The 24,804-nt window shown below is 60.3% G+C and carries 23 protein-coding genes; 16 read left to right on the top strand and 7 right to left on the bottom strand.

The genetic code is table 11. The annotated features are described in order from the left end of the window. Nucleotides 1–130: 130 nt before the first annotated feature. The 5 genes from MOV63_RS06730 to MOV63_RS06710 all read right to left on the bottom strand — a co-directional run bounded on the left by MOV63_RS06730 (nt 131) and on the right by MOV63_RS06710 (nt 4,835). Nucleotides 131–1,021 (bottom strand): hypothetical protein, encoded by an 891-nt coding sequence (locus tag MOV63_RS06730; RefSeq protein ID WP_247032842.1) that lies wholly within the window; start codon nt 1,019–1,021, stop codon nt 131–133. A gap of 29 nt (nt 1,022–1,050) precedes the next feature. Continuing rightward, nucleotides 1,051–1,923 carry an SMP-30/gluconolactonase/LRE family protein gene (locus MOV63_RS06725; protein WP_247032841.1) on the bottom strand — a complete coding sequence of 291 codons (873 nt, stop codon included), beginning with the start codon at nt 1,921–1,923 and terminating at the stop codon, nt 1,051–1,053. Beyond that, complete coding sequence (locus tag MOV63_RS06720; RefSeq protein ID WP_247032840.1) at nt 1,923–3,125, bottom strand: mandelate racemase/muconate lactonizing enzyme family protein; 1,203 nt, start codon at nt 3,123–3,125, stop codon at nt 1,923–1,925. The genes MOV63_RS06725 and MOV63_RS06720 overlap by 1 nt, the downstream gene beginning before the upstream one ends. Nucleotides 3,126–3,232: 107 nt before the next feature. After that, nucleotides 3,233–4,141, bottom strand: coding sequence for a dihydrodipicolinate synthase family protein (locus tag MOV63_RS06715; RefSeq protein ID WP_247032839.1), 909 nt, complete (start codon nt 4,139–4,141; stop codon nt 3,233–3,235). Nucleotides 4,142–4,166: 25 nt separating this feature from the next. After that, complete coding sequence (locus MOV63_RS06710; RefSeq protein ID WP_038543887.1) at nt 4,167–4,835, bottom strand: GntR family transcriptional regulator; 669 nt, start codon at nt 4,833–4,835, stop codon at nt 4,167–4,169. Nucleotides 4,836–5,022: 187 nt separating this feature from the next. On the opposite strand from MOV63_RS06710, the gene araD reads away from it, so the two are divergent. Both araD and MOV63_RS06700 read left to right on the top strand, forming a co-directional pair. Next, nucleotides 5,023–6,753, top strand: coding sequence for an L-arabinonate dehydratase (gene araD / locus MOV63_RS06705; RefSeq protein WP_247032838.1), 1,731 nt, complete (start codon nt 5,023–5,025; stop codon nt 6,751–6,753). A gap of 11 nt (nt 6,754–6,764) precedes the next feature. Further along, nucleotides 6,765–7,490: a ribonuclease activity regulator RraA gene (locus MOV63_RS06700; protein WP_247032837.1), complete on the top strand. Its 726-nt coding sequence runs from the start codon at nt 6,765–6,767 to the stop codon at nt 7,488–7,490. Between the two features lie 64 nt (nt 7,491–7,554). On the opposite strand, the gene MOV63_RS06695 is transcribed toward MOV63_RS06700, so the two are convergent. Next, on the bottom strand, nt 7,555–8,796 hold the full coding sequence (locus MOV63_RS06695; RefSeq protein ID WP_247032836.1) for an ROK family transcriptional regulator: 1,242 nt from the start codon (nt 8,794–8,796) through the stop codon (nt 7,555–7,557). Between the two features lie 316 nt (nt 8,797–9,112). On the opposite strand from MOV63_RS06695, the gene MOV63_RS06690 reads away from it, so the two are divergent. The 13 genes from MOV63_RS06690 (at nt 9,113) to MOV63_RS06630 (ending at nt 22,954) form a co-directional block, all read left to right on the top strand. After that, the gene (locus tag MOV63_RS06690; RefSeq protein WP_038588060.1) at nt 9,113–10,138 is read left to right on the top strand and encodes a sugar ABC transporter substrate-binding protein; all 1,026 of its coding nucleotides are present in this window, start codon (nt 9,113–9,115) and stop codon (nt 10,136–10,138) included. 141 nt (nt 10,139–10,279) lie between these two features. Next, entirely contained in the window at nt 10,280–11,344 is a 1,065-nt protein-coding gene (locus tag MOV63_RS06685; protein ID WP_038543895.1) for an ABC transporter permease, read from the top strand. 2 nt (nt 11,345–11,346) lie between these two features. Then, nucleotides 11,347–12,126, top strand: coding sequence for an ATP-binding cassette domain-containing protein (locus tag MOV63_RS06680; protein ID WP_038588066.1), 780 nt, complete (start codon nt 11,347–11,349; stop codon nt 12,124–12,126). Between the two features lie 691 nt (nt 12,127–12,817). Further along, on the top strand, nt 12,818–13,435 hold the full coding sequence (locus MOV63_RS06675) for an HAD-IA family hydrolase (RefSeq protein WP_247032835.1): 618 nt from the start codon (nt 12,818–12,820) through the stop codon (nt 13,433–13,435). Between the two features lie 18 nt (nt 13,436–13,453). Further along, nucleotides 13,454–14,524 carry an ABC transporter ATP-binding protein gene (locus MOV63_RS06670; RefSeq protein WP_293404999.1) on the top strand — a complete coding sequence of 357 codons (1,071 nt, stop codon included), beginning with the start codon at nt 13,454–13,456 and terminating at the stop codon, nt 14,522–14,524. 42 nt (nt 14,525–14,566) lie between these two features. Beyond that, nucleotides 14,567–15,805: an extracellular solute-binding protein gene (locus MOV63_RS06665; protein WP_247032834.1), complete on the top strand. Its 1,239-nt coding sequence runs from the start codon at nt 14,567–14,569 to the stop codon at nt 15,803–15,805. Nucleotides 15,806–15,863: 58 nt separating this feature from the next. Further along, the gene (locus tag MOV63_RS06660) at nt 15,864–16,784 is read left to right on the top strand and encodes a carbohydrate ABC transporter permease (protein WP_038543905.1); all 921 of its coding nucleotides are present in this window, start codon (nt 15,864–15,866) and stop codon (nt 16,782–16,784) included. Beyond that, nucleotides 16,781–17,644 carry a carbohydrate ABC transporter permease gene (locus tag MOV63_RS06655; RefSeq protein ID WP_038543907.1) on the top strand — a complete coding sequence of 288 codons (864 nt, stop codon included), beginning with the start codon at nt 16,781–16,783 and terminating at the stop codon, nt 17,642–17,644. Before MOV63_RS06660 ends, MOV63_RS06655 begins: the two co-directional genes overlap by 4 nt. Before the next feature lie 577 nt (nt 17,645–18,221). Next, entirely contained in the window at nt 18,222–20,162 is a 1,941-nt protein-coding gene (locus MOV63_RS06650; RefSeq protein WP_258719128.1) for a BTAD domain-containing putative transcriptional regulator, read from the top strand. A gap of 95 nt (nt 20,163–20,257) precedes the next feature. After that, nucleotides 20,258–20,413 (top strand): hypothetical protein, encoded by a 156-nt coding sequence (locus MOV63_RS06645; RefSeq protein WP_247032832.1) that lies wholly within the window; start codon nt 20,258–20,260, stop codon nt 20,411–20,413. A gap of 288 nt (nt 20,414–20,701) precedes the next feature. Then, nucleotides 20,702–21,973, top strand: a complete 1,272-nt coding sequence (locus tag MOV63_RS06640) for a YcaO-like family protein (RefSeq protein WP_247032831.1) — start codon at nt 20,702–20,704, stop codon at nt 21,971–21,973. After that, complete coding sequence (locus tag MOV63_RS06635) at nt 21,970–22,713, top strand: TfuA-like protein (protein ID WP_247032830.1); 744 nt, start codon at nt 21,970–21,972, stop codon at nt 22,711–22,713. The genes MOV63_RS06640 and MOV63_RS06635 overlap by 4 nt, the downstream gene beginning before the upstream one ends. Continuing rightward, on the top strand, nt 22,706–22,954 hold the full coding sequence (locus tag MOV63_RS06630) for a hypothetical protein (RefSeq protein WP_038543913.1): 249 nt from the start codon (nt 22,706–22,708) through the stop codon (nt 22,952–22,954). Before MOV63_RS06635 ends, MOV63_RS06630 begins: the two co-directional genes overlap by 8 nt. Here MOV63_RS06630 and MOV63_RS06625 read toward each other — a convergent pair. Continuing rightward, the gene (locus tag MOV63_RS06625; RefSeq protein WP_247032829.1) at nt 22,951–23,397 is read right to left on the bottom strand and encodes a helix-turn-helix domain-containing protein; all 447 of its coding nucleotides are present in this window, start codon (nt 23,395–23,397) and stop codon (nt 22,951–22,953) included. The genes MOV63_RS06630 and MOV63_RS06625 overlap by 4 nt on opposite strands. A gap of 364 nt (nt 23,398–23,761) precedes the next feature. Between MOV63_RS06625 and MOV63_RS06620 the strand changes: the two genes are divergently transcribed. Continuing rightward, nucleotides 23,762–24,796 carry an ABC transporter substrate-binding protein gene (locus MOV63_RS06620; RefSeq protein ID WP_247032828.1) on the top strand — a complete coding sequence of 345 codons (1,035 nt, stop codon included), beginning with the start codon at nt 23,762–23,764 and terminating at the stop codon, nt 24,794–24,796. Nucleotides 24,797–24,804 lie beyond the last annotated feature (8 nt).

The following is a 24,804-nucleotide window of genomic DNA, read 5'->3' as shown; positions in this document are numbered from 1 at the left end:
CGACTTATGCAATGTGCGAGTTCTGGAAGGGCGCATCCAACAAATATTTTGTGCGGTGCATTTTTATCCGCCGAACGGTCTAGCTCACAAGATCCGCAGCAAGAACAGAAATGATGGTGTCTTCTTCCGCCTAGGAGAACCGAAGAACCATGGACCCCGCGATAGTTTCTCCAGGTGCCAACCATTCAAGGTCGCCGTATCGCGCCAGTTCCCGTCGATTGTGGACGTCGGGCACGTGGCTGACGGGTTCGACGCAGAGAATGGGCCGATCGTCGGGCACGTAGACATGCAGGTTGGTCAGGGCTCCGGTCGCCGAAAGCGTCATGCTGACCCCGGCCCGTCGCCACTCGAGGACTGCCCGGCGTGGTGCCCATTCCGAAAAATGCCCGTCGAACCACGGCATCTTCGACGTATCGAGACCGTCGGCGAAGTCGCCCCCCCTACTGGCTGGAACGGCCTCGGTCGGCAAACCCCGTTGATCACGGCCAAAACCGATCTTGGCGTCGAAGTTCAGCCAGGTTTCATCCTCCTTGCGGAACCAGGGATGAAAACCCATGCCATAGGGAAGCGTGCGGTTCGCAGTGTTGGTCAGTGTCAACGACAGTTCGGCGCCACCCGGCCCGATCGAGATATGCTGCACCAGCCGATAGGCGAAGGGGATCGCCTCGCCGGTAAAGTCGTCGGCCAGGGTCAGCGTGTTTTCGGTGACCTCGATAACCTGCCAGGCCCTGTCGCGGGAAAATCCGTGCAGCGCCATGTTCTGTTCCGGCCGGTTGAGCGGGACCTCGACCGGTCCGTCGGCGTTCAGGAAGCGGCCTCCATCCAGCCGGTTGGCGAACGGTGCCATGATGAAAGAGCCACCGGTCAATGCGACCTGCGCCGGCGGGCAGGCATGCAGGATCTCGAACCAGTCACCATCCGGCTTTCGCCACCGGAAGGAGGTGAGGCTGGCTCCGTGGCCGGCATCGACAACCAGTTCGCAACGGTCAGCCTCGAGCGTGTAAATGGATACGTCAGTCATCGATCTTGTTGGCCTTGTCGAAATCCATGTCAAAATCCTTTCATACGTGCGACCGGCACCCCGGCGACCGGCGAGGATGCGACCAGCACCGCGCCGCTCAAGGGATAAGCCTCCAGCCTCTCCGGCGAAAGATAGCGGTGCGACGTGACGAGCAGCGTCTTGAGATCAGGGCCGCAGAAACACGGCATGGTCGGCGTCGCCACCGGCAGCGGATATTTGCCGACCACCACGCCCTCCGGCGAATAGCGGTTGAGATATCCGGCCGAAACGCCGGCACTCCAGTAGAAGCCGTCGGCATCGGTCGCGCCGCCATCCGGCCGCCCATCCGCTTCGCCGGGCATGGCGATCCGGACGCCTTCGCCGATCTCGCCCGTAGCCACGTCGAAATCATGCCGCTCGATCCACTGGCCGCCCGAATCCGAGTGATACATGCTCGTGCCGTCCGGCGACCAGGCGAGCCCGTTCGAGATCAAAAGCCCGCTCTTCTTGACGGCAAACTTGCCGTCCGCACCGATGCGGTAAAGCGAACAGACCGGCTGCCGCTCCGGCCGCTGGTCGGTCGTGCCGACCCAGAAGGCGCCGTCCGGTCCCACTTTGCCATCATTGAGCCGATTGGTCTCAAGCTCGCCGTCGAGATGCGCGAGCGTCTGACGCTCCCCGGTCTCCGGGTCGAAGAGAATAATCTCACGCATCAGCGACACGACCAGCCGGCCGCTTTCACAAAGCCCGAGCGAACAGACATTGGTACCGAGAACCCACTCGTCGACCTGGCCCTCGCCGAGCCGGATCGCCAGCAGCCGGCCGGTCGGGATGTCGCAGAGAAAGACGAGATTGCGTCTTTCGTCCCAGACCGGGCCTTCGCCAAGCCCGAGACTGAGGCGACCGACCGGTTCGAAACGCATCACAGGTCGCCGACCTTGGTGGTGCGGCGGATGACGTCGGGATTGTCGAGCACGTAATCGCTGAGTTCCAGCCCGAGGCCCGCTCCTTCGAACGGATAGATCTGGCCGTTTTCGATACGCGGCATGACTGTGACGAGATCGCGGTACCAAGTCGAGTAATAGGCGCGTACCGACTCTTGGAAGACTGCGTTCGGCGCGTTGAGCGCCAGATGGATCGAGGCGGTGAACACGACCGGGCCGGTGCAGTCATGCGGCGCGATCGGCCGCTGGAATGCCTCCGCCATCGTGGCGATCTTCTTCGCCTCGCTCAAACCACCGCACCAGGAAATGTCGAGCATGGCGTAGTCGACGGCATTCTTGCGCAGCAGTTCGACGAACTGGGCACGGGTTGCCAGCGTCTCGCTGGCGCAGACCGGCAGGCCCGAGCGCTCCGCATAGATCACCAGCGCTTCCGTATCCTGCATCTTGATCGGGTCCTCCATCCAGAAGGGGCGGAATTCCTTGATCTCGCGGGCAATCGCCAGCGCCGACGGCAAATCCCACATCGAATGCAGCTCGACCATCACTTCCATCTTGTTGCCGACCGCGTCGCGAATCTTGCGGAACGGCTCGAGCCCTTTTTCGAGGTCATCCCGATGAATGAAATTGCCGCCGCTGGCGACCGCGAACGGATCGAGCGGCCAGATCTTCATGGCGGTGATACCTTCGGACAGCAGGCTTTCGGCAAGCGCCCCCGCATCGTTGGTGAAGGCGACCTGATCGTCATAGGGGCCTTGAGGCTTGTCGGCGTCGCCGATATAGCGGCGCGAGCCGCGGCTGTTGTAGGAATAACCGGCGCAGGTGTTGTAGGTGCGGATCGATGGCCGCGAAAGGCCGCCGAGAAGCTGGTGGATCGGCTGGTTCGTGACCTTGCCGAGAATGTCCCAGAGCGCGATATCGACGGCGGATGCCGCGCGGATTTCGACGCCCGAGGAACGGAAGCCCACATAGGTTTCTGTCAGCTGTTTGGAAATCCGATCGATCTCCAGCGGGTTCTTACCGATCAGCGCCGGCGCGACTTCCGCATGCAGGTAGGTCGCGACGGCATCCGCCCCGCGAAAGGTCTCGCCAAGGCCAATGATCCCTTCGTCCGTATGGATGCGAAGCCAGATGATATTGTTCAGGCTGGGAAGTTGGACGGTTTCGAGCGCTGTGATTTTCATGGGGTCTATCCGGATGAACGAAGGACGGGCCGGCGGGTGATCCGTCGGCGCGGGATCAGTGAACGGCGCCAGGAACGCCGGTATTCGCGAGGCCTCTCCTTCGACGCTTAAGCGGCGACAGGTTCCCAGCCCTTTAAGATCTGTTCGAGGCGATCGCGGTCGGCGGCATCGAGCGCCGGCAGGCCCGGCAGACGCACCGGCCCGAGGTTTTCGCCTCGCAAGGCCAAAGCCTCCTTGACGACCGTGACATTGGCACCGTTGTTGAACTTGGTGCGCAACGTTTCGAAGCCTGCAATCTTGGCGACCAGCGCCCGCGTCCTGGCATAGTCGCCCGCTTCGAGCGCATTCCAGATCGCCAGCGACCGGGCCGGATCGATATTGACGAGGCCGGACGTGAATCCCTTGGCGCCGAGTGCGTAAAAGGGTGCCGCCCAGCCCTCGGCGAGACCGCAGATCCAGACCGCATCCGTGCCCTCGGTCGCCCGCACGCATTCGGAAAACAGCATCATGTCGGTCGAGGCGAACTTGACGCCGGCAATGTTCGGATGGGTGGCAATGCGGGCAAGATCGTCGACGGCCATTGCATTGGACCGCACATAGGCGACGAGCGGCAGTTCCGAAGCCTCGGCGATGGCGATGAAATAGTCGGCCTGCGAGCAGGGTGCGGCGAATGGATCGAGCGGGTGATGGACCATCACTCCCTGAGCGCCTTCACGCTTGGCCGACTTGGCGGTCGCAATCGCTTCGCCGACCGAACGGCCGGCTGCGGCGGTGACGACTGTCTTGCCCTCGACAGCTGCGACGCAGATAGCCTGCAGGCGAAGCACTTCCTCATGCTGAAGGCTGTAGAACTCGCCGGTATTGCCGCCGCAGACGATATTGTGAATGCCCGCGTCGGCAATGCGGCGGATGATCTTGCCGGTCAAGTGAGGATCGATCGTCCCCTGGTTGTCGTAGGCAGTCACGTGGACGCCCGAAATGCCCGTGAGGACGCGCTTGTAATCGCGGATATTCATGTCCGTTTCCCCCATTCCCGACTTGCTACACCCGGAGAAGATGTTTCTCGCCCGAGCGAATGACGTGGTCGCGCATCAGCCGCTCGGCGAGATCCGGCTCGCGGGCGGCGATCGCGTTGGCGATGGCCTGATGTTCCTCGACCGCCAGGAAGCGCTCCCGCTCCTCCGACAGCACGCTGAGACGGGCCGCATGGGTGTAGATGTTCTGGCCGCCCTGCAGGCGACGCAGATAACCGCAGCCAGATGCTTCATGGATGGCGTTGTGGAAGCGCTCGTTGAGAGCGATGAACTGCAGCACATCCACCGTCTCGAGACCGGCCCGCATCTCGACGATGAGCTCGCACATCAGGGCAATATCTTCATCCGTCACCCGCTTGGCGGCCTGGCGAGCGATCATGCTTTCGAGCGCGGCACGCGCCAGCATCATCTCTTCCGCCTGGCCGGCATTGAAGGTGATGTAGATCCCACGGCGGGGCTCCGATCGTACCAAACCTTCGGCTTCGAGTACGCGCAAGGCCTCCTTCAGAGGCGTCGTGCTGATGCCAAGCTGACTGGCGAGATGACGCTCGTTGAGCTTTTCGCCACCCTTCAGTCGGCCGGCAAGAATGGCGTCGCGCACTAGGCCATAGACGTGGTCGCGCAGGCTTTTCAGAAAAACCGGCTCCACGGGCAGAAGTGCGTCGTCACCTCCCATTCATATCCTCCATGCTTATGGCGCTGATCTACCACCTGAAATTTGATATATCAAGGCAGAAATCTGAAACTTGATATATCAATTTCCGCAAAGCCTGTTTAAGTTGATGCCGGGCGGGAGGAGCTCCGTCCCCGGATCGAAACATAATCGACACCGGAATGATGGCAGGATTTCTGGAAGAGCAAGCATGACCAAGCAAGCAGCCAATCTCCGCAGCGCACGCTGGTTCGCGCCGGATGATCTTCGTTCGTCGGGACATCGCTCCCGCATGATGCAGATGGGTTATGACGAGAAGGATTGGGGCAAAAAGCCGATCATCGCCATCCTCAATACCTGGTCTGACCTCAACGCCTGCCACGCCCATTTCAAGGACCGCGTCGAGCATGTGAAGCGCGGCGTACTTCAGGCAGGCGGCTTTCCGGTGGAACTGCCGGTGCAGTCGCTCTCCGAAAGCGCGCTGAAGCCGACCTCCATGCTCTACCGTAACTTTCTCGCCATGGAGACGGAAGAGCTGTTGCGCGCCCATCCGGTCGACGGGGCCGTGTTGATGGGTGGCTGCGACAAGACCACCCCTGCCCTCGTCATGGGCGCCATCAGCGCTGGTTTCCCGATGATCTTCCTGCCCGCCGGACCGATGCTGCGCGGCAATTACAAGGGCGAATGGCTGGGCTCCGGCTCGGACGCCTGGAAATACTGGGACGAACGCCGCGCCGGCACGATTTCCGAAGAGCAATGGACCGGCGTCGAGGAAGGCATTGCCCGTTCCTACGGCCATTGCATGACCTTCGGCACCGCAAGCACGATGACCGCGATCGCCGAGGCGCTCGGCCTCACCCTCCCCGGCGCAAGCTCCATTCCCGCCGCCGACGTCAACCATATCCGCATGAGCACGCGGTGCGGCCGCCGGATCGTCGAAATGGTCTGGGATGAGTTGACTCCGGACAAGATCATCACGGCCGACGCGGTCCACAACGCCACGACCGTCGCCATGGCGACCGGCTGTTCCACCAATGCCGTTGTCCATCTCCTGTCGATGGCCCGCCGCGCCGGCGTGCCGCTGACGCTGGACGATCTCGACAAGGCGGGACGCACGACGCCTGTTGTTGCCAACATTCGTCCGACCGGCGACAAATACCTGATGGAAGACTTCTATTATGCCGGCGGCCTGCGCGCCCTGATGTCGGAGATCAAGGATCTCCTGAAACTCGACGCAATGACCGTCAGCGGTTTCCCGCTCGGCGAGACGCTGAAAGGCGCCGAAGTCTACAACAGCGACGTCATCCGCCCCTTGTCGAACCCGATCTATCACGAAGGTTCGTTGGCGGTCCTCAAGGGCAACCTCGCGCCAGACGGCTGCGTCATGAAGCCCTCTGCCTGCGAACCGCGGCTGCGGGTTCACGAAGGCCCTGCCCTCGTCTTCGACAGCTATCCCGAAATGAAGGCGATGATTGACCGCGACGATCTGGACGTCACCGCCGATCACGTACTGATTCTGCGCAATGCCGGCCCGAAGGGCGGCCCGGGCATGCCTGAATGGGGCATGCTTCCTATCCCGAAGAAGATCCTGAAACAGGGTTTTCGCGATATGCTACGCATTTCCGATGCCCGCATGTCCGGCACCAGCTACGGCGCCTGCATCCTGCATGTGGCGCCGGAAGCCCATATCGGCGGGCCGCTGTCGCTGGTGCGCACCGGCGACATCATCCGCGTCGACCTGCCAAACCGCTCGATCGACATGCTGGTGGACGAAGAGACGCTTGCCAAACGCCGCGCCGAATGGGTGGCCCCGGCCGATAAATATGAACGCGGTTATGGCTGGATGTTCTCAAAGCACATCAAGCAGGCCAACGAAGGCTGCGATTTCGATTTCCTCGAACGGCAATTCGGCGCGACCGCCGGCGAGCCCGACATTTTCTGAGTGGAGACCCCATGACCGACTACGTTCTTTCCGAGACCACGCGCAAGAAATACGAGGGCATCAGCTGCGCGACGATCTGCACCGCGCTCTTCAAGCGTGGACTGCGCAATCAGTTCATCCAGGATGTCCGGCCGCTTTCCCATAAGCAGCAGAACATGGTCGGCCAAGCCTTCACCCTGCGTTACATTCCGGCACGTGAGGACCTCAACCCGCTTTCGGTGTTCCAGAACCCGCTGCATCCGCAGCGCGCCGCCGTCGAGCAGTGCCCGGCCGGCCATGTGATGGTCATGGACAGCCGCAGGGATCCCCGAGCCGCCTCCGCCGGTTCCATCCTCGTGTCGCGCCTGATGGTACGCGGCGTCGTCGGCGTCGTCACCGATGGCGGATTTCGCGATAGTCCCGAAATTGCCGAACTCGGCATCCGCGCCTATCATAACCGCCCCTCCGCCCCAACCAACCTGACGCTCCATCAGGCGCTCGATATCAACGTGCCGATCGGCTGCGGCGACGTCGCAGTCTGGCCGGGCGACGTGGTTGTCGGCGACAATGAAGGCGTTGTTATCGTTCCGGCCGGCATCGCCGACGAGATCGCCGACGAGGTGGTCGAGATGACCGCATTCGAGGATTTCGTCACCGAGGAAGTCCTGAGCGGCCGCTCGATCATCGGCCTCTATCCGGCGACCAGGGAGGAGACCAAGACGGATTTCGCCCGCTGGCGCCAGGCCAAGGGCCGCTAAAGCTGCTTTCTCCACCGATCAAACGAAACGGCGTCGGGATCAATGGAACCCGGCTGGCAGTCAATTAACCTGTCGGCATCTCGCGCAGGTCTTTGAAAAGCACGTTTTGGTCGGTGAGGTATTTGGCAAAGATCGGCAGGCTGGCGCCGCCGATCGCCCGCGCCTGGGAGCCGACCATTCCCTCGATGATATCGGGAATGATGACGCCCTGAAGGTCGAGTCGTGCCACCGCCTCGATGGTCGAGGCGACAATTCGTTGCCGCACCCAGGCCGGAAAACCGCCGTCGATCACGGCGGCGCCAAAATCGATGATCGAGGCTGCCGCGACGATCGCTTGGGCGAGCGCATTCGCGGTCTGGAGAATCCACAGATCGAGCGGTTCTCCGAAATCGATCCAGTCGTCGGCGGAATACCAGAGCGGCTGCGGATCCAGGTTCCGCTCTTTCAGAAGGTTCTCCAGGACGAAGATCGAGGCGATGTCGAGCAATTGGCGCGTTTCGCCATCCTTGCCACGCACCGGAAGCGGCCCCACCGCGCCGGCGGTTCCGGTCCGGCCGGAGAAAATCGCGGAATTCAGAACGATCCCGCCGCCGATGAACGATCCGATGAAGAAATACACGAAATCCGGATAAGATGGGCCAACGCCGAATACCAGTTCTGCGCCGCAGGCGCTGGTCGCGTCGTTCTGCAGATAGACCGCGTGCTGGACCTTAGCTGCGATTTCCGCCTGCAGATCGAACCCGCGCCAAACCTCCATCGCCCCTTGTGGAGCGCCCACCTCCTCGGCCCAGTTCCAGAGTTCGAATGGCGCGGCGATCCCGATCCCGGCGATACGGCCGCGCTGTACCTCATTCAACTGGCCTTCGAGCCGCGCAATGCCGGACGTGATGATCTCGATGATCTTCCCGGGAAGCGGATAGGCATAGGTCTCGTGATATTGCAGCCGGATATGACCGACGAAATCCATCAGCACCAGGTCGGCACTACGCCGGCCGATCTTCACGCCGAACGAATAGGCCGCATCCGGATTGAGACGCATCGGCACCGAAGGCTGCCCCACCCGGCCGCGCACCGGTTCGCCGCGCAACAGTAGACCGTCCTTTTCGAGCGCCCGCATGATGACCGAGACGGTCTGGGCGGAAAGCCCGCTGCGTCGCGTGATATCCGCCTTCGACATCGAGCTGTTCAGGCGCACAAGCGAAAGCACGAGCCGCTCGTTATAGGCCCTCACCCGCACCTGATTTGAGCCGCCGGTAAAATTGCCCAGCAGCGCGTGGCCTTGCGCCACACTATCCGAAACCGACATGGCTCTTCCTCCCAGAAGCCTTGAATCGACGGAGAAACCTCATTCGGGAATGCGGGATATCCTTTTGATATCTCGAGCTAAACCCAAAGGTGCACCGCACACGGATCGCCAGATTCTGAACCTCCACTTCGGCAAACTATGGCACGAGAAATAAATAATTCAATCGGAATTAATTATTGACAGGCTATTTCAACTCGTTCTTAATTAGGGTGTAAGGGCACAGGACGGCTTGGAGGAGACGCCTGTCGAACTCGGTGGCACCGGTGTCCGAACGTTTGGTCCGCATGGCGGACAATTTTAACTCTGGGAGGAGACCATGAAGAAATCCGTATTGTCCGCCGCGTTCGGCGCCCTCGTCCTGGGCGTCGCGTTTTCCGCCCCTGCCCAGGCCGCCGGCGTGTCCGCCTGCCTGATCACCAAGACCGATACCAATCCCTTCTTCGTCAAGATGAAGGAAGGTGCCTCGGCCAAGGCCAAGGAACTCGGCGTGACGCTGAAATCCTATGCCGGTAAGATCGACGGCGACAGCGAAAGCCAGGTCGCAGCCATCGAAAGCTGCATCGCCGACGGCGCCAAGGGCATTCTCATCACCGCGTCCGACACCAAGGGCATCGTGCCGACCGTCAAGAAGGCCCGGGATGCCGGCGTCCTCGTCATCGCCCTCGACACCCCGCTCGACCCGATCAACGCCGCCGACGCCACCTTTGCCACCGACAATCTTCTTGCCGGCAAGCTGATCGGCCAGTGGGCCAAGGAAACCATGGGCGACAAGGCCAAGGATGCCAAGGTCGGCTTCCTGGACCTGACCCCGGACCAGCCGACGGTCGACGTTTTGCGCGACCAGGGCTTCATGATCGGCTTTGGCATCGACCCCAAGAACCCGGACAAGATCGGTGACGAAACCGACAAGCGCATCGTCGGCCACGACGTGACCAACGGCAACGAGGAAGGCGGCCGCAAGGCCATGGAAAACCTTCTCCAGAAAAATTCCGGCATCAACGTCATCCACACGATCAACGAGCCCGCCGCAGTCGGTGCCTACCAGGCCCTGAAAGCTGTCGGCATGGAAAAGAACGTGCTGATCGTCTCGGTCGACGGCGGTTGCCCGGGCGTCAAGTCGGTCAAGGAAGGCGTGATCGGCGCCACCTCGCAACAATATCCGCTGCTGATGGCATCGCTCGGCATCGAGGCGATCAAGAAGTTCGCCGACACCAAGGAAAAGCCGAAGCCGACCGAAGGCAAGTCCTTCTTTGACACCGGCGTCTCGCTGGTCACCGACAAACCGGTTCCCGGTGTCAAGTCGATCGACGTCAAGGAAGGTACGGCGAAGTGCTGGGGTTGATCCCCATCATATAGCCCCATTCCGGCCGGGGCGAAATCCCCGGCCATTTTCGACCAGCGATACGCCGCTGGGAAGCAACCGGCGAAGACCGGGCGAACTCAACGGATGGTTCCTGCGCATTCGGCGCGCGGAGGAGGAAACATGAGTGGAACACAGGAATTCGAGCGTGTTCTCGACGGCAGCGACAAAAGCGTTGCCTCATTCGAGAGCCAGGACGTCTCTCTCTTAAAACGCGCGCAGCATTTTCTGCATTCGACACCCGCTGCCGTGCCGCTGATCGTACTGATCCTGTCCATCATTATCTTCGGCATCGCCATCGGCGGACGATTCTTCTCGTCCTATACGCTGACGCTGATCCTTCAGCAGATCGCGGTGGTCGGTATTCTCGGCTCTGCCCAGACGCTGATCATCCTCACCGCCGGCATCGATCTTTCGATCGGGGTGGTGATGGTGATATCGGCCGTCATCATGGGCAATTTCGCCGTTACCTACGGCATGCCCGCGGGGATCGCGATCCTTGTCGGACTGATCACCGGCGGCATCTGCGGTTTCTTCAACGGGTTCCTTGTCGCGGTCATGAGGCTGCCGCCGTTCATCGTGACGCTCGGCTCCTGGAACATCATCATGGCGACGAATTTCATCTATTCCGCCAACGAGACGATCCGCGACACCGACGTGGATGAAAAGGCGCCGCTCCTCCATCTCTTCGCTCTCAATTTCAAGGTAGGCAGCGCAATCCTGACGCTGGGCGTCATCGCCATGGTCCTGCTCGTCGCAGTGCTCTGGTACATCCTCAACCATACGGCCTGGGGACGGCATGTCTACGCCGTCGGTGACGATCCGGAAGCGGCAAAACTCTCCGGTATCCAGACCCGCAAGGTTCTGCTCAGCGTCTACACGATCGCCGGCATCATCGCCGCCTTCGCCGCCTGGGTTTCGATCGGCCGCAACGGTTCGATATCCCCCTCCTCCGCGGTGACCGACTATAACCTGCAGGCGATCACCGCGACGGTGATCGGTGGCATCTCGCTGTTCGGCGGCCGCGGCTCCATCCTCGGCACGCTGTTCGGCGCCATGCTCGTCGGCGTCATGTCGATGGGGCTCAACATGCTCGGTGCCGATCCTCAATGGAAAGTCATGCTGACCGGCTGGCTCATCATCGCCGCCGTCGCCATCGATCAGTGGATCAGAAAGGTCTCGGTGTAATCATGAGTGTCGAACCCATCCTCACAGCCCGCGGCCTGGTCAAACGTTACGGACGCGTGACCGCTCTCGACAACGCCGATTTCGATCTCTACCCCGGCGAAATCCTCGCCGTCATCGGCGACAACGGCGCCGGCAAATCCTCGCTGATCAAGGCGATCTCCGGCGCGGTGCGGCCCGACGAGGGCGAAATCACCCTGGAAGGCCGGCCGGTGCACTTCAAGTCGCCGCTCGAAGCCCGCGATGCGGGCATCGAAACCGTCTACCAGAACCTCGCGCTCTCACCGGCGCTATCCATCGCCGATAACATGTTTCTCGGGCGTGAGATCCGCAAACCGGGCATGCTCGGACAGTGGTTTCGTATGCTCGACCGACCGACCATGGAAAAGCAGGCCCGAGACAAGCTCACAGAACTCGGGCTGATGACGATCCAGAACATCAACCAGGCCGTCGAGACCCTGTCTGGCGGCCAGCGTCAGGGCGTTGCGGTGGCCCGGGCCGCCGCCTTCGGTTCCAAGGTCATCATCCTCGACGAACCAACCGCCGCACTCGGCGTCAAGGAAAGCCGGAAAGTTCTGGAGCTTATCCTCGACGTGCGCTCGCGCGGCATTCCGATTGTGCTCATCTCGCACAACATGCCGCATGTGTTCGAAGTAGCCGACCGCATTCATATTCATCGGCTTGGACGACGGCTGACCGTGATCGATCCGAAGGAATACACGATGTCCGACGCCGTCGCCTTCATGACCGGCGCCAAGGCGCCCGCCCAGCCGGTCGCGGCGTAACGATCGCCCCGACCAAGCTCCCGTCGGAGCCGTCCTCCGGTCGCCTGGTCCAAGAGATACAGGCGATCGGGTACCCCACGATAATATTCCGCCGCCCTCTCCACCGCGGCCCGCTCGCGGCGGAGGGCGATTGCATTCTGCTGCGGACCTTGAGAAGCAGCCGTGCCCCCTGGCCAGCCCGACTGTAGTGGTCCTGGGATGGCTACAGGCCATTCTCACACACGACGTCTGCCACGAACACCACCGACGACCGTCCTGCCGCTAACATCCGAGCGGCCGCGCTTCCCCAACACAATCAACCGCCTGCCATTATGATGCCGGCCACCCAAATATCGGTCTTCCCGCCGATCGTTCGATCGGCGATCCTTGTGACCAAAACGATTACGATAGAAAATTCCCATCAGTAAAAACATAAAGAATTTTATATTCCATTCCGCCACGCGGCATTGCCGTTGCGAGATGACCGACTCACCCGCAAATCAGGCGTATTTCTAAGGCCTTATCGCCTGCGGCTCATTACATCCCGCACCAATACCCATAGTAGATCCCCGACCAAAATGAAGCGAAGGCGGCAACAGCCTGTTGAAAACATCTGATACGAATAAAAAATTCCATCCTTAATTGACAGGGCGGAATTATCTAATAGGTTGTTAACACTTAAGGGATGAGGGAGTGGTGCTGGAACCGGCTCATGAAGAAACGCGAAAAGCTCTTCATTTTTGATATTGGCGGCGTGTTCGTGAAGCTCGATCCGGCTTCCCGCGACCGCGCGGTATCGAAGCCCGGCGGCGCAGGTCCGTCCCTGCGGTATAGCGACGTTCCGGAGGCGATCTTCCGCGATTTTCGGCTGGGGCGGTCGACGGAGCCCGATTACGTGCAGACGCTCGCCGGAATATTCGGCGTGCCGGCCGAAAGCGTCTATGAAGCCGAACATGCCTATGTCGCCGAAGGTTTTGACGAATTCATCGGTTTCGTCCGCAAGCTCAGGAAAAATCATCGCGTCGTCTGCCTCAGCAACAATCAGCCGATCCACTGGCGCTATATTAGCGACAACCTCCTGGGCGCTGGTTATTTCGATCACGAATACCTCTCCCAGGACATGGGCCTTGAAAAACCGGACCGGATGATTTTTCAGGCGGTGTCGGAAGTCGAAGGATGTTCGGAAAAGGATGTCATCTTCATCGACGACATCGAGGAAAACGTCGTGGCAGCGCGCGAGCTCGGATGGCAGAATTGCATCCTTCATCGCGATCCGTTTGAAACGGCTGAATTGCTCACGGCGTTTGCCGCCGAGCACACTTTGAATTGACGAGTACGGAGTTTCGGCATGGCTCGAATGACCCTCAGCGGCATCAAGAAAAGCTTCAAATCCGTCGACGTGCTGCACGGTATCGACCTCCAGATTTCCGACAGGGAATTCGTCGTTTTCGTCGGCCCGTCGGGATGCGGAAAATCGACCCTGCTGAGATTGATCGCGGGCCTTGATACGATCAGTTCCGGCGAGTTTCACCTCGATGACCGCCGGATGAACGACGTCGCCCCGTCGCGCCGTGGCATCGCCATGGTGTTTCAGTCCTATGCGCTCTATCCGCATATGGATGTCTACGAAAACATGGCTTTTGGCGCACGGCTGATGGGCCTCGAAAAGGACGAAGTCGAAAAGCGCATCGACGAAGCCTCCAAGATGCTGCGGCTCGATCCGCTCCTGAAGCGCAAGCCGCGCGAACTTTCCGGCGGCCAGCGTCAGCGCGTCGCGATCGGCCGCGCATTGGTCAGAAAGCCGAAGGTCCTGCTTCTCGACGAGCCGCTGTCCAATCTCGACGCCGCGCTGCGCTCCGACGTGCGGTTGGAAATCGCCAGGCTTCACCGCGAAATCGGCGGCACCACCATCTACGTCACCCACGACCAGGTCGAGGCGATGACGCTTGCCGACCGGATCGTCGTAATGAACAACGGCAAGGTCGAACAGTTCGGCAGCCCTCGCGAACTCTACGAACGGCCGGCCAACACGTTCGTCGCCACCTTCATCGGCTCGCCCCGAATGTCGCTTCTCAATGTTGAACGCGACAGCAACAATCTCGGCCTTCCCGGATCGGGATCGATCAATGTTTCCCGCCTGCCGCAATCGGACGAGCGGGATCTCGTGATCGGCGTCCGGCCGGATGCGATGACGGTCTCCACGGACGAAAGCACTGAGGGTTTCAAGGGCAGCGTCGTCTACACGGAATATCTGGGCGAGAACACATATGTGTATGTGCGCCTCGGCGACGGCACGCTGGTCGGCATCCGGTCCTCGGCCTCGGTCGACCTGCCTCCGGACACGCCGGTCGTCATCACGGTGGCTTCAGAGGAAATCCACTATTTCAGTCGCGCAACGAGGGAGAGGTTGGCGGCCTGAAAGCACTTTCGTCTCCTATAAATACCAAGAGGATGGAACCAGATGAAAAAGCTAGTTTGCAGCACGATAGTAGCCTTGGGAGCCCTGGCGACAGCTTTGCCGGCAATGGCGCAGGAATTGACCTTCTGGAGCTGGCGGCAGGAAGATAAAGCCCAGTACCAGAAATTTATCTCCGCTTTCGAGACGAAGAACCCGGGCATCACAGTCAAGTTCGAAACGTTCGAAGCGACGAACTACAACACGATCCTGTCGACCGCGCTTGCTGGCGGTTCGGGACCGGACCTGATGTTCACCCGCACCTATGGCGGCATGGAAACGATCGCGAGCGGTGGCTATCTTCTGGCTCTGGACAAGACCAATGTCCCGGCCCTCTCGACCTTCACCGCGCCGGCGCTCGCCTCGGAGACGATGCGTTCGAACAAGACCACCTACGCCGTACCCTTTGCCAGCCAGACCATGCTGGTGATTTACAACAAGGATATCTTCGACAAGAACGGCTTGAGCGAGCCGCAGAGCTGGGATGACTTCATCAAGGCATCCGAAAAGCTGAAGGCTGCCGGCGTCATGCCGTTTGCCAACGGCACGGCAACCGCCTGGCAGAACGAAGTCGTGGTCGGCGGCCTCGTATCCTCGATCATGGGCCGCGGTTTCTACGATGACCTGATGGCTGGCAAGGCGGACTTCACAGACAAGCGTTATGTCGGGGCACTCACCAAGCTCAAGGAAATCACCAAATATTTCCCGGAGGGCTTCATCGGTCTTGATTATGCTTCCGCCCAGCAGCTCTTCTCATCGGGCATGGCCGGCATGTTTGTCGGCGGCTCCTACGAGCTTGCCAACTTCAAGAAGCAGAACCCCAACATGAAGATGGGCATCTTCGCGGCTCCCGGCCTGAAGGCCGAGGACGAGAAGCTCGTCGCCCTCTATTTCGACGGCGGTTATGCGGCAAACGCCAAGGGCAAGAACAAGGAAGCTTCGGTCAAGTTCCTGAACTTCCTCGCCAGCCAGGAATTCGGCCAGATGTTCGCCAACGACCTGAACAACATCTCGGCAGTACCCGGCGTGACGTTCAAGGACCCGCTGCTTGGCGAAGTCGCCGACCTCAACAAGCACTCGATCCCCTATCTGATGCTGGTCCATTTCCGTTACGGCGAGCCGTCCGGTTCGGTCCTGCTGCAGAGCGAGATCCAGAAGCTGCTTGGCGGCAAGGCGACCCCGGAAGAGGTCGGAAAGAACCTGACGACCGGCCTTGCGAACTGGTACGCCCCGTTCAAGAAGTGACCTCAAGCAGCGGGACGGCTTTGCAAGCCGCCCCGCTTCCAATCTCAAGAGAGTTGTAATGCCCGGATCGCCCCTTGTTTCGCGAAGGCTCTGGATTTCGGCCCTGATCGTGCCGCCGCTTGCCTTCGTAGCGCTGTTTGTCGTCTACCCGATCATCTCGGCCTTCGCCTATGCCTTTTTCCATTGGAACGGGCTGGCGCGCGGCGAATTCGTCGGTTTCGCAAACTTCTACAAGGTGCTGTTCACCCAGCCTTATGCCGATTGGACCGTCAACGCGTTCCTTCACAACGTCTGGGTCTTCTTTGCGCTGATGGTGCTGCAGAACGGCGTCGGATTCCTGCTCGCCTACTGTCTCTGGCGCGAGCTGCCGGGTGCTGCCTTCCACCGGATTTCCGTCTTCCTGCCGGTCGTACTGTCGACCATCATCGTTGGCTTTCTCTGGAAGCTCTTCCTTCATCCGCTTTTCGGCGTGGTCAACATCTCGTTCCGCGGGCTGGGCCTTGGCGGACTTGCCCAGCCCTGGCTGGGTCAGGATTCCACCGCGCTCTGGTCGTTGATATTCGCCAATGCGTGGCACATGGTCGGCTTCCCGACGCTGGTCTTCCTCGCAGGCATGCAGCGCATTCCGGGTGAAATCCTCGATGCCGTTCGCATGGAAACCGAAAGCGAGTGGACCAAGATCACCAAGATCGTCTGGCCGCTGGTGGCGCCAAGCGCCACGGTCGTCTTCACGCTTCTTTTCGTCGGCAGCTTCAACTGGTTCGAGATTCCTTACGTGATGGTCGGCCTTGAAGGCTCTCCGCACGGCGCAACCGATGTGCTCGGGCTCTATTTCTACCGCACCGCCTTCGGCAACATGTCCGGCTCGGGCCAGGATTTCGGCGCCGGCAGCGCGCTTGCCGTGCTGATCTTCGTCTTCATCGCGCTGGTGGCCGGCGTCATCACCTTCAAGCTGCGGGCCAGGGAAATCCAGATATGAGCACTGCTTCGCAAAGCTATTACGATCGGCGCGGCATGCTCGCCACGCTCGGCAAGGATGGGCTGATCCAGATCATCCTGATCCTGAATACGGTGGTGATGCTCGCTCCCATCGTCATCATGCTGTTTGCCGCGTTCAAGACCAATGCGCAGATCTTCCAGTCGCCGTTCGGCATCCCGGATTTCTCCAACCTTGCCAACATCGTCAAGATCTGGAGCCAGACCAACTTCCTGCGCTATCTCCTGAATTCGGTGATCGTCACCGGCGCGTCGATCGTCGTGATCCTGACGCTCGGGACGATGGCGGCCTATGCCGTCGGTCGCTACAAGTTCCGGGGATCGAGCTTCGTGCTGATGTTCTTCTTGGCCGGACTGACGCTTCCCCTGAAGCTCGCGATCATCCCGCTCTTCATCCTGATGCGCGATCTCGGCATCCTGAACACGCAGCTGTCGCTGATCGTCATCTATGTGGCGATGGGCCTGCCGACCACCGTCTTCATCATGACCGGCTTCATCGCCACGCTTCCGAACGAACTTGAGGACGCGGCCCGCATGGACGGCGCCAGCGAACCGCGGATCATGTGGTCGATCATGCTGCCGCTGGTGCGGCCGGCCCTGGTGATCGCCGGCATCCAGAACGTCGTGCCGATCTGGAACGATTTCTTCTTCCCGCTGATCTTCATCCAGAAGGACAACCTGAAGACCCTGCCGCAAGGCCTCACGACCTTCATGGGCGAATACACGACAGATTGGGGCGTGCTGTTCGCGGGGCTTCTGTTGTCCTCGGCGCCGGTCATCATCGTCTACATCATCCTGTCCCGCCAGTTCATCAACGGCATGACGGCGGGAGCAGTGAAGTAGGGAGGTCAAGAACCACGCTTGGAATGCCCACTGAACGCAGGGACTGCCGTGAATATGGCAAGTTGAACGCGGATCGATGTGCTGTTATGCACGTCTCGGATGCGGCTCGCACCCGCAACACCATAAAACAATCGCAACCCTGTAGCGGTTCAAGACGTTCAGCGGTAAAAGCAGATTCATGAACGACAACGTCATCAAATTCCGACGCCCGGAACCGCCGCCGCGAGAGCCGAATCCGTTGCTACGCAAGTTGGCAGTTGTTGCAGCCGTGATCGTATGCCTTGTTCTCGCCTGGGCGTACTTCCAGTTCCTCGGAAGCCCGGCGTAATTCCCGAGCTCATCCGGTCCGACCGAGGCCGATATCCTGATGTCGGTCGAGCAAATATCTTACAACCTGCTTCCGATCTGCGGCGGAGGATGAAAACGCGTCTTCGACGAGAGCAATACAACGTAATTTGCCGAAGCGGGTTTCGTACTTGGAGCTTATTAGCTCAGCAGTATCAGAAATGAATGTACAGACCGTCCCCATAACGATACATATTTTCTACAACAACGCGTAGTTCCGAACAGCAATACAATGCTCGAAAATACGATGCTCCAAATCCGGTTGCTCGGTCGCCCCTCGCTTGAGTTGGACGGCGTGAGCATCGCGCTGCCGGAAAAAGCCTATTTTCTATTTGCTGTCGTTGCGATGGCGCCCAGATTGACGGTCGACCGCGAAACGATACGGCGGTTGCTCTGGCCCTCCCATGATGCGGAAAAGCGCGCCAACAGCCTGCGTCAGCTTCTGGCACGCATCGCCAAGGCGGTCGGCCCGGACGCCCCGGCCATCCTCGTCAACGACGAAGAAACGCTGCGCCTTGATTGCGATCGGTTCACGGTTGATCTCCTCGCCTTGATGGAGGCGGCACCGTTAGACGAGGATAAATGGGACCTTGTTCATGGCGAACTGCTCGAAGCCGTCGAGGCTCCGACCGGCGGCGCGGAGGACTGGCTTCTGGATGCGCGGCGCAAGGTCGGTGACTGGCGACTGAGCCACATCGAAAGCCTGCTCGCGATATCGTCCCACCAGCAATCCTCATCACTACCCTTGCTTGCCAACCACCTGATCGAACTGGATGCCTCTCACGAGGGCGCCGCGCGAGCGCTGATGAAATATCACGTCGGCCACGGCGACTTCGCCGCCGCCCGCCAGGCCTATAGCCGATGCCGGGACCAGCTCAGGGCCGACTACGGCACGCCGCCGACGCCGGAGACGGTTGGGCTCGCCCACGAACTCGGCATCCTCAGTCGGCCCAGCTCGGACCGTACACCGGAAACGGAGGAGCGATCAAAGGGTCTCATGCCGGCACAGCCGCGCGTGGTGATCCTGCCGCCCGAGACGATCGTCCAGGACGCGCTGGTCCAGCGCCTCGGCAGAGCTCTTTTGGAAGACGTCACGATCGGTCTCAGCCATCAGCGTGTCTTCAAGATCATCGCCGCCCATACAAGTTTCGAGCTGCTCAATCGATCGGGCGACCCAAATCAGCGCCAATCGGCCCTCAGCGACCTTCAGTTCGATTATTCCGTGTTCGTGACGATCCAGGGTGAAGGCGACGAGATCTTTGCGACCTGCAGGCTGACGAGGGTGGGCACCGGCGAAGTGCTCTGGGCCATCAACCTGCCGCTCGACGTCCAGCAGATGAGAGCATCCTTCAGCCAGTTGGCGCGGCGTATTTCGATGTCGCTGACCGATGTCATCGAACGGCATGAAATCGCCAGGTCCCTCGACGACGTCGACCCCTCTGCCTACCGCCTTTACCTCGAAGGAAAGCGCTATCTGTCCGGCACGGACCTGCCGCATCTGCGTCAGGCGCGCAAATGGTTCAAGTCAGCGGTCAAGCGGTGTGACAGTTTCTCGCCGGCGCATGCCGGAATTTCGCGCTCGCTCGGCATGGAATGGCTGGTTCGCGGCATGAAGGACAACGAGTTGCTGGATGTGGCCAATCAATCCGCCCGCGCATCCCGCGATCTCGATCCCGGCAGCGGCCGCGCCTTCCGCGAGCTCGGTTTCATCTCGCTTTATCGCCGGCGTTTCGACGAAAGCCTGGACCTTTTTCAGGAGGCCCAGAACCTCAATCCGAGTGATGCGGACGTGCTCGTCGATTATTCGGACGCTCTGTCGCATGCTGGTGATCTGGACAAGGCTCTCGATCTCGGGCTCGCAGCCTTCAAGCTGAACCCTCTGCCGCCGGATTATTACTACTGGATACTGGGCTCCACCTATTACGTGCGCCAGGAATATTCAAAAGCGATCGATACGATCGACCCGGTCCGCAGCAAACACGCCACCGCGCGGCTGCTTGCCGCCAGTCACGCGATGGCAGGCGACATGCCGGCCGCGCGTAGATATGCGGCGATCGTCCGGGAAAATTTCCCCGATTTCCGCAGCGAAGATATCCGCTACTTCGTGCCGGACCGTGACCCGGCGCATGCCGAGCTGCTCATTCACGGCCTCAGGCTCGCTGGGCTGCCGTAAAAAGGCGTGAAAATGCCTGTCACGCTGGAATAACACCCTGTGTGGTCCTTTCTCTACGCAACGCAGCACAAGCTGCCTTTTAGCGGAGAGAAAGCATGGAAACGAAGTTCAAGACATCCAAGCCGGTTGAGACGACTGCCTCTGCCCCGACGCTGCGGTTTTCCGCCGCTGCCGAAGCCGTGCTTGGCGGCCGGACCGAGATTGCGGCGAACGCGCTCTCTCAGGTCACGCATGCAATGAGATATCAGTAATGAGCCTGGAAGCCCAAGGTGCCGACGGTTGCCTTGGGCTTAACCACGAGCCGCGACGGCTCTGGAATGCCGCCAAGCAAAGGTCTTTTCAGCAACCAAACTTGCCCCTTCACAAGCCTGTCACGCCCAAGTCACGGTGCCTTTGGTCTCCTCTCCCATAGAGACTCTTAGAGAGGACGAATCGACGGGATGAGTTCGGCATCGCAACCACTTTTGCAGACCCGGCAGTCGCCCGCCCAATCTCGTTCGAGATCGGGGTCATTCGAAATTTGGCAGCCGGAAATGATGATGCAGATCCAGTCATCGACGCAGACGATCCAGAAATTCGCAGCCTCCCTCACACAGCGGGAGCAGGGTTTCAGCACGTATCATGACCGGCGCGTGTCGCCGGCGGAAACCTTCGACGCGATCAGCCCGTTTTTCAGAGATCTCGGCATCACCCGGGTCGGCTTCCTGACCGGCCTCGACCGGGTCGGCATTCCCGTCGCCTTTGCGACGCGGCCCAACAGCTACACTCTCTCCGTCTTCCAGGGCAAAGGCGTCGATACCGATGCGGCGCGCACCTCAGCCGCCATGGAAGCCCTTGAGACACGGGTTGCCGAGGTCGAACCGGCATCGCTGACCTGGGCGACCGTCAACGACGTCGCCGGCTCTGCCGCGGGTATGATCGACCTTCATTCGACCGCACGGTGCGTGCCCTCCGAAATCGGCGACCGTCAGATACCCTGGGTCACCGGTCTCGACATTCTCTCCGGCAATCAGATCATGGTGCCCTGGTGGCTCGCCGGGATGGATCACCGAGGCGAACGGCCTGCCGGGTTCGAGCAGTCCAGCGATGGCCTCGCATCCGGAAACACCCATGCGGAGGCACTCCTGCACGGGCTGTGCGAACTCGTCGAGCGCGATGCCTGGACCCTTGTCCAGCTCAAATCCGAGGACGAATTGAATGCCTGCCTCGTCGATCCGGCCAGCGTCGAGGATGCCGTGCTCGACCTCATGGTCAGCCGCCTTCGCAATGCGGGCATGCAGCTCCTTCTCCTCGACATGACGACAGACCTCCAGGTTCCGGCATTTCTGGCCGTGCTTATCCCGGACGCCACGGCCAAGCGATCAGACCCGCGCTGGAGCCAGATTTGCGGCGGCTGCGGCTGCCATCCCGACCCGGTGCGCGCAATGCTGCGCGCCATAACCGAAGCAGCACAGAGCCGTCTGACCGCGATTGCCGGCAGCCGCGACGATTTTTCGCCCCGCATCTATCAGCACATACGGGCGGATAACGCTCTCAGCCGCCTGGTCGCCCTGTCGTCGCTGGACAGGCGCCCGGTCCAGTATCGCGAGCTTGACGCAACCCGCCACTCCATCAACGGCACGATCGATCACATACTCGGTCGTCTCAGACTTGCCGGCATCAGGCAGGTGGTTGCGGTTCCCATGCAGGATGCCGGGCTCCCCGTTTCGGTCGTCCGGGTCATCGTTCCAGGCCTGGAAGTCGAACTTTCCGGACAATATTTGCAGCTCGGTATCCGCGCTGCAAATGCCATAAGGAGATCACGGCATTGAAAGTCGTTTTCGTCGGGCCAAGCCTCGGGTCGTCGACCCGCCAGATGAAACAGCGATTCCCGTCGCTGACCTTCCGCGGACCTGCGGCCCGCGGAGACATCCTGAAGGCGGTCGAGGACGGCGCCACGGCGATCGCCCTGATCGACGGCTATTTCGGCGAGTCCGCCTCCGTGTGGCACAAGGAGATTCTTTATGCGCTGAGCCGCGATGTCTCCATCGGCGGCGGCTCGAGCATGGGGGCGCTGCGCGCTGCCGAATGCGAGGCATTCGGAATGATCGGCATCGGCCGGATATATTCCGACTATGCAGCCGGCCGGCTGATCGACGACGAGGCCGTGGCATTGATCCACGGCCCCGAGGAGCTCGGATGGATGCCGCTCTCGGTGCCGCGCGTCGACTACGAGGCAACGATCCGCAAGCTTGGGCGGATGGGGCTCATTTCAGCTGCCGAGCGGGAACGGTTTTTTCTCGCTGCCAATTTCATGCACTACACCGAGCGGACCTATCAGGCCATTCTCGAACGATGCGAGTTCAGTGATCCTCAGCGCGGTGCGGTGATCCTTCACGACATTAAACGCCACAAGGTGGAATTGAAACGTGAGGATGCGAGGGCCGTTCTCGTTTGGCTCAACGGCATTACCAGTTCCCGTAAACACTCCAAATGGACGTTCGCACAGACCGCCCATTGGGAAAAACTGCGCGACGAGATGGACTCGTCGCAAGGATCCATGAATGATTGATCTCGCCCACGACGTCGCCAGTGACGAATATGCCCGCCTGTTCCGCATGCTTTCCGCGGTCAACAAGGAGGCGGAATCGCTTCAGCTCTCCACGGTCGTCCACTTGACGAACATGGCTCTCCTTCAACTCTCACTCGATTGGGAGGGCGTCAGCCCCGAAAACGAGCGGAGCGTGAAGCTGAACGCGATATTCCGCAGCAAGACGAAGATAGCCCTCGATGAGGACGGTCCCAGAACCTAGGCGTCAGGGGCCGCTGATCGGGCCGGTTGTCTTTCGATATCGGCCAGAAGCGCTTCCGCCTCGAATTCCCTTGCAACAACCGCCTGAACCAATTCCAGGATACGTTTGCGAAGAACCGGTTTGGAAATGCTCATGAAGGCGGTGCTCATCAGCAGCGCCTCATGGGTGAAATCGAATTGCGGGTCTTCGAGCTGATTGTCGTTCGATGGTTCGACCGTCGGGATCCGATCGAAGAACGCCACCATCTCGACCTTCAGCGCAGTTGCGATCTCCACCAGCTTGCCAACTGCAATCCGGTTGATGCCGTTTTCATATTTCTGAAGTTGCTGAGATGTGATGCCCACATGGTGGGCAAGTTGCGGCTGAGTAAGTTTTTTCTCTCGCCTGTAGAGGCGGATCCGCTTTCCAACCTCTCTGTCGGCTGCATTCGGTGCTTTGCTCACTGAGGGACCATCTCTTTGGCACTAGGATACTGACGTGTTATTTGTATCCTATCATCGATAAGTTGCCGAGTACCCCTGCAAGCATTTTCTATCTTGAGTGGATAATTAAGTAAACGTCCACCATAAATCAGGGCTTCGCAAAGTCTTGGCGTTAAATCGATGCTTCGGTTCGGGCGACGGACTTGACGATTGCAAATTCAATAGAATCGCCGCGCGTTTTGGCGTTGCCTTTTCGGCAACCAAATATGCGAAATATTGTTCTTTATTAGAACACGACATTGCGCCATCCTCCCCTCAATCCGGCGCTGAGACCGGCCAAGTCAAGCGAAAATGTATCAGGCCATAAGGCCAACAGGGGAACGCTATGTCTCATTTCACACTGAATCGCCGCCGTTTCATATCCAACGCTGCGGCCTTGGGTGGCTTCGCCGCCGCCTCCAGCGTCCTCGGCATCCGCGCCGGCAATGCCAAGGATGTGGCCAAGGTGCGCATGCAGCTCGGCTGGCTCGTCTCGAACGGCGTACTCGGCGAAGTCGCCGCCATCAAGAAGGGTTTCTTCGAAGAACAGGGCATCGAGCTTGAAATCGTCCCCGGCGGACCGAGCGTCGACGGCGTCGCGGGCGTGGCATCGGGCCAGTCCGCAACCGGCCAGATCTCTTCCAGCCCGTCCGTGATGCTGGCGCGTTCCGCCGGCCTGCCGGTCAAGGCCTTCCTGTCCGGCTACCAGAAGCACCCCTTCACTTATTTTTCGCTGAAGAACAAGGCGATCAAGACCCCGAAAGACATGATCGGCAAGACGATCGCCACCCAGCCGACCGCCTTCATCCTGCTGCGCGCACTGCTCGCCCAGAACGGCATCGCCGAGGACCAGGTGAAGATGGTCAACATGGGTTCGGACATGAACCAGCTGATCACCGGTCAGGCCGATGCGGTCACCGGCTGGCTCACCAACGTCAATGCCCTCGATGTCCTCGGCGACAATCGCGTCGACATGATGCTTTGGGACAGCGGCCTTCAGCTCTATGCCAACGTCTACTACACGACCGACGACCAGATCGCCAAACATTCCGATGTTCTCGAACGTTTCACCCGCGCCGCTGCCAAGGGCTGGGGTTATGTCCGCAACAACCAGAAGGAAGCGGTCGAGATGCTCTGTGAGGCCTATCCGATCCTCGACAAGGCCAGCGAAATGAAAGCCGTGGCCCCGTGCGTCGACTTCTCCTTCGGCGCGACCACCAAGACGTCCGGCTGGGGCACCATGTCGCGTGAAAACTGGGCGGCGCAGATCAAGGCCTATGCCGATCTCAAGCAGTTCAAAGGAACGGTTCCGACGGTCGACGACGTCGCGAACTTCTCCATCCTCGAAGCCACCAGCGACATCCGCAAACAGGTGGGGTGATGGCCATG

Origin of the sequence: Neorhizobium sp. SHOUNA12A, assembly GCF_023006505.1 — a bacterium.
GTDB lineage: Bacteria > Pseudomonadota > Alphaproteobacteria > Rhizobiales > Rhizobiaceae > Neorhizobium.
The sequence above is the reverse complement of the archived record's forward strand: the minus strand, read 5'-3'. Positions and strand labels throughout refer to the sequence as shown.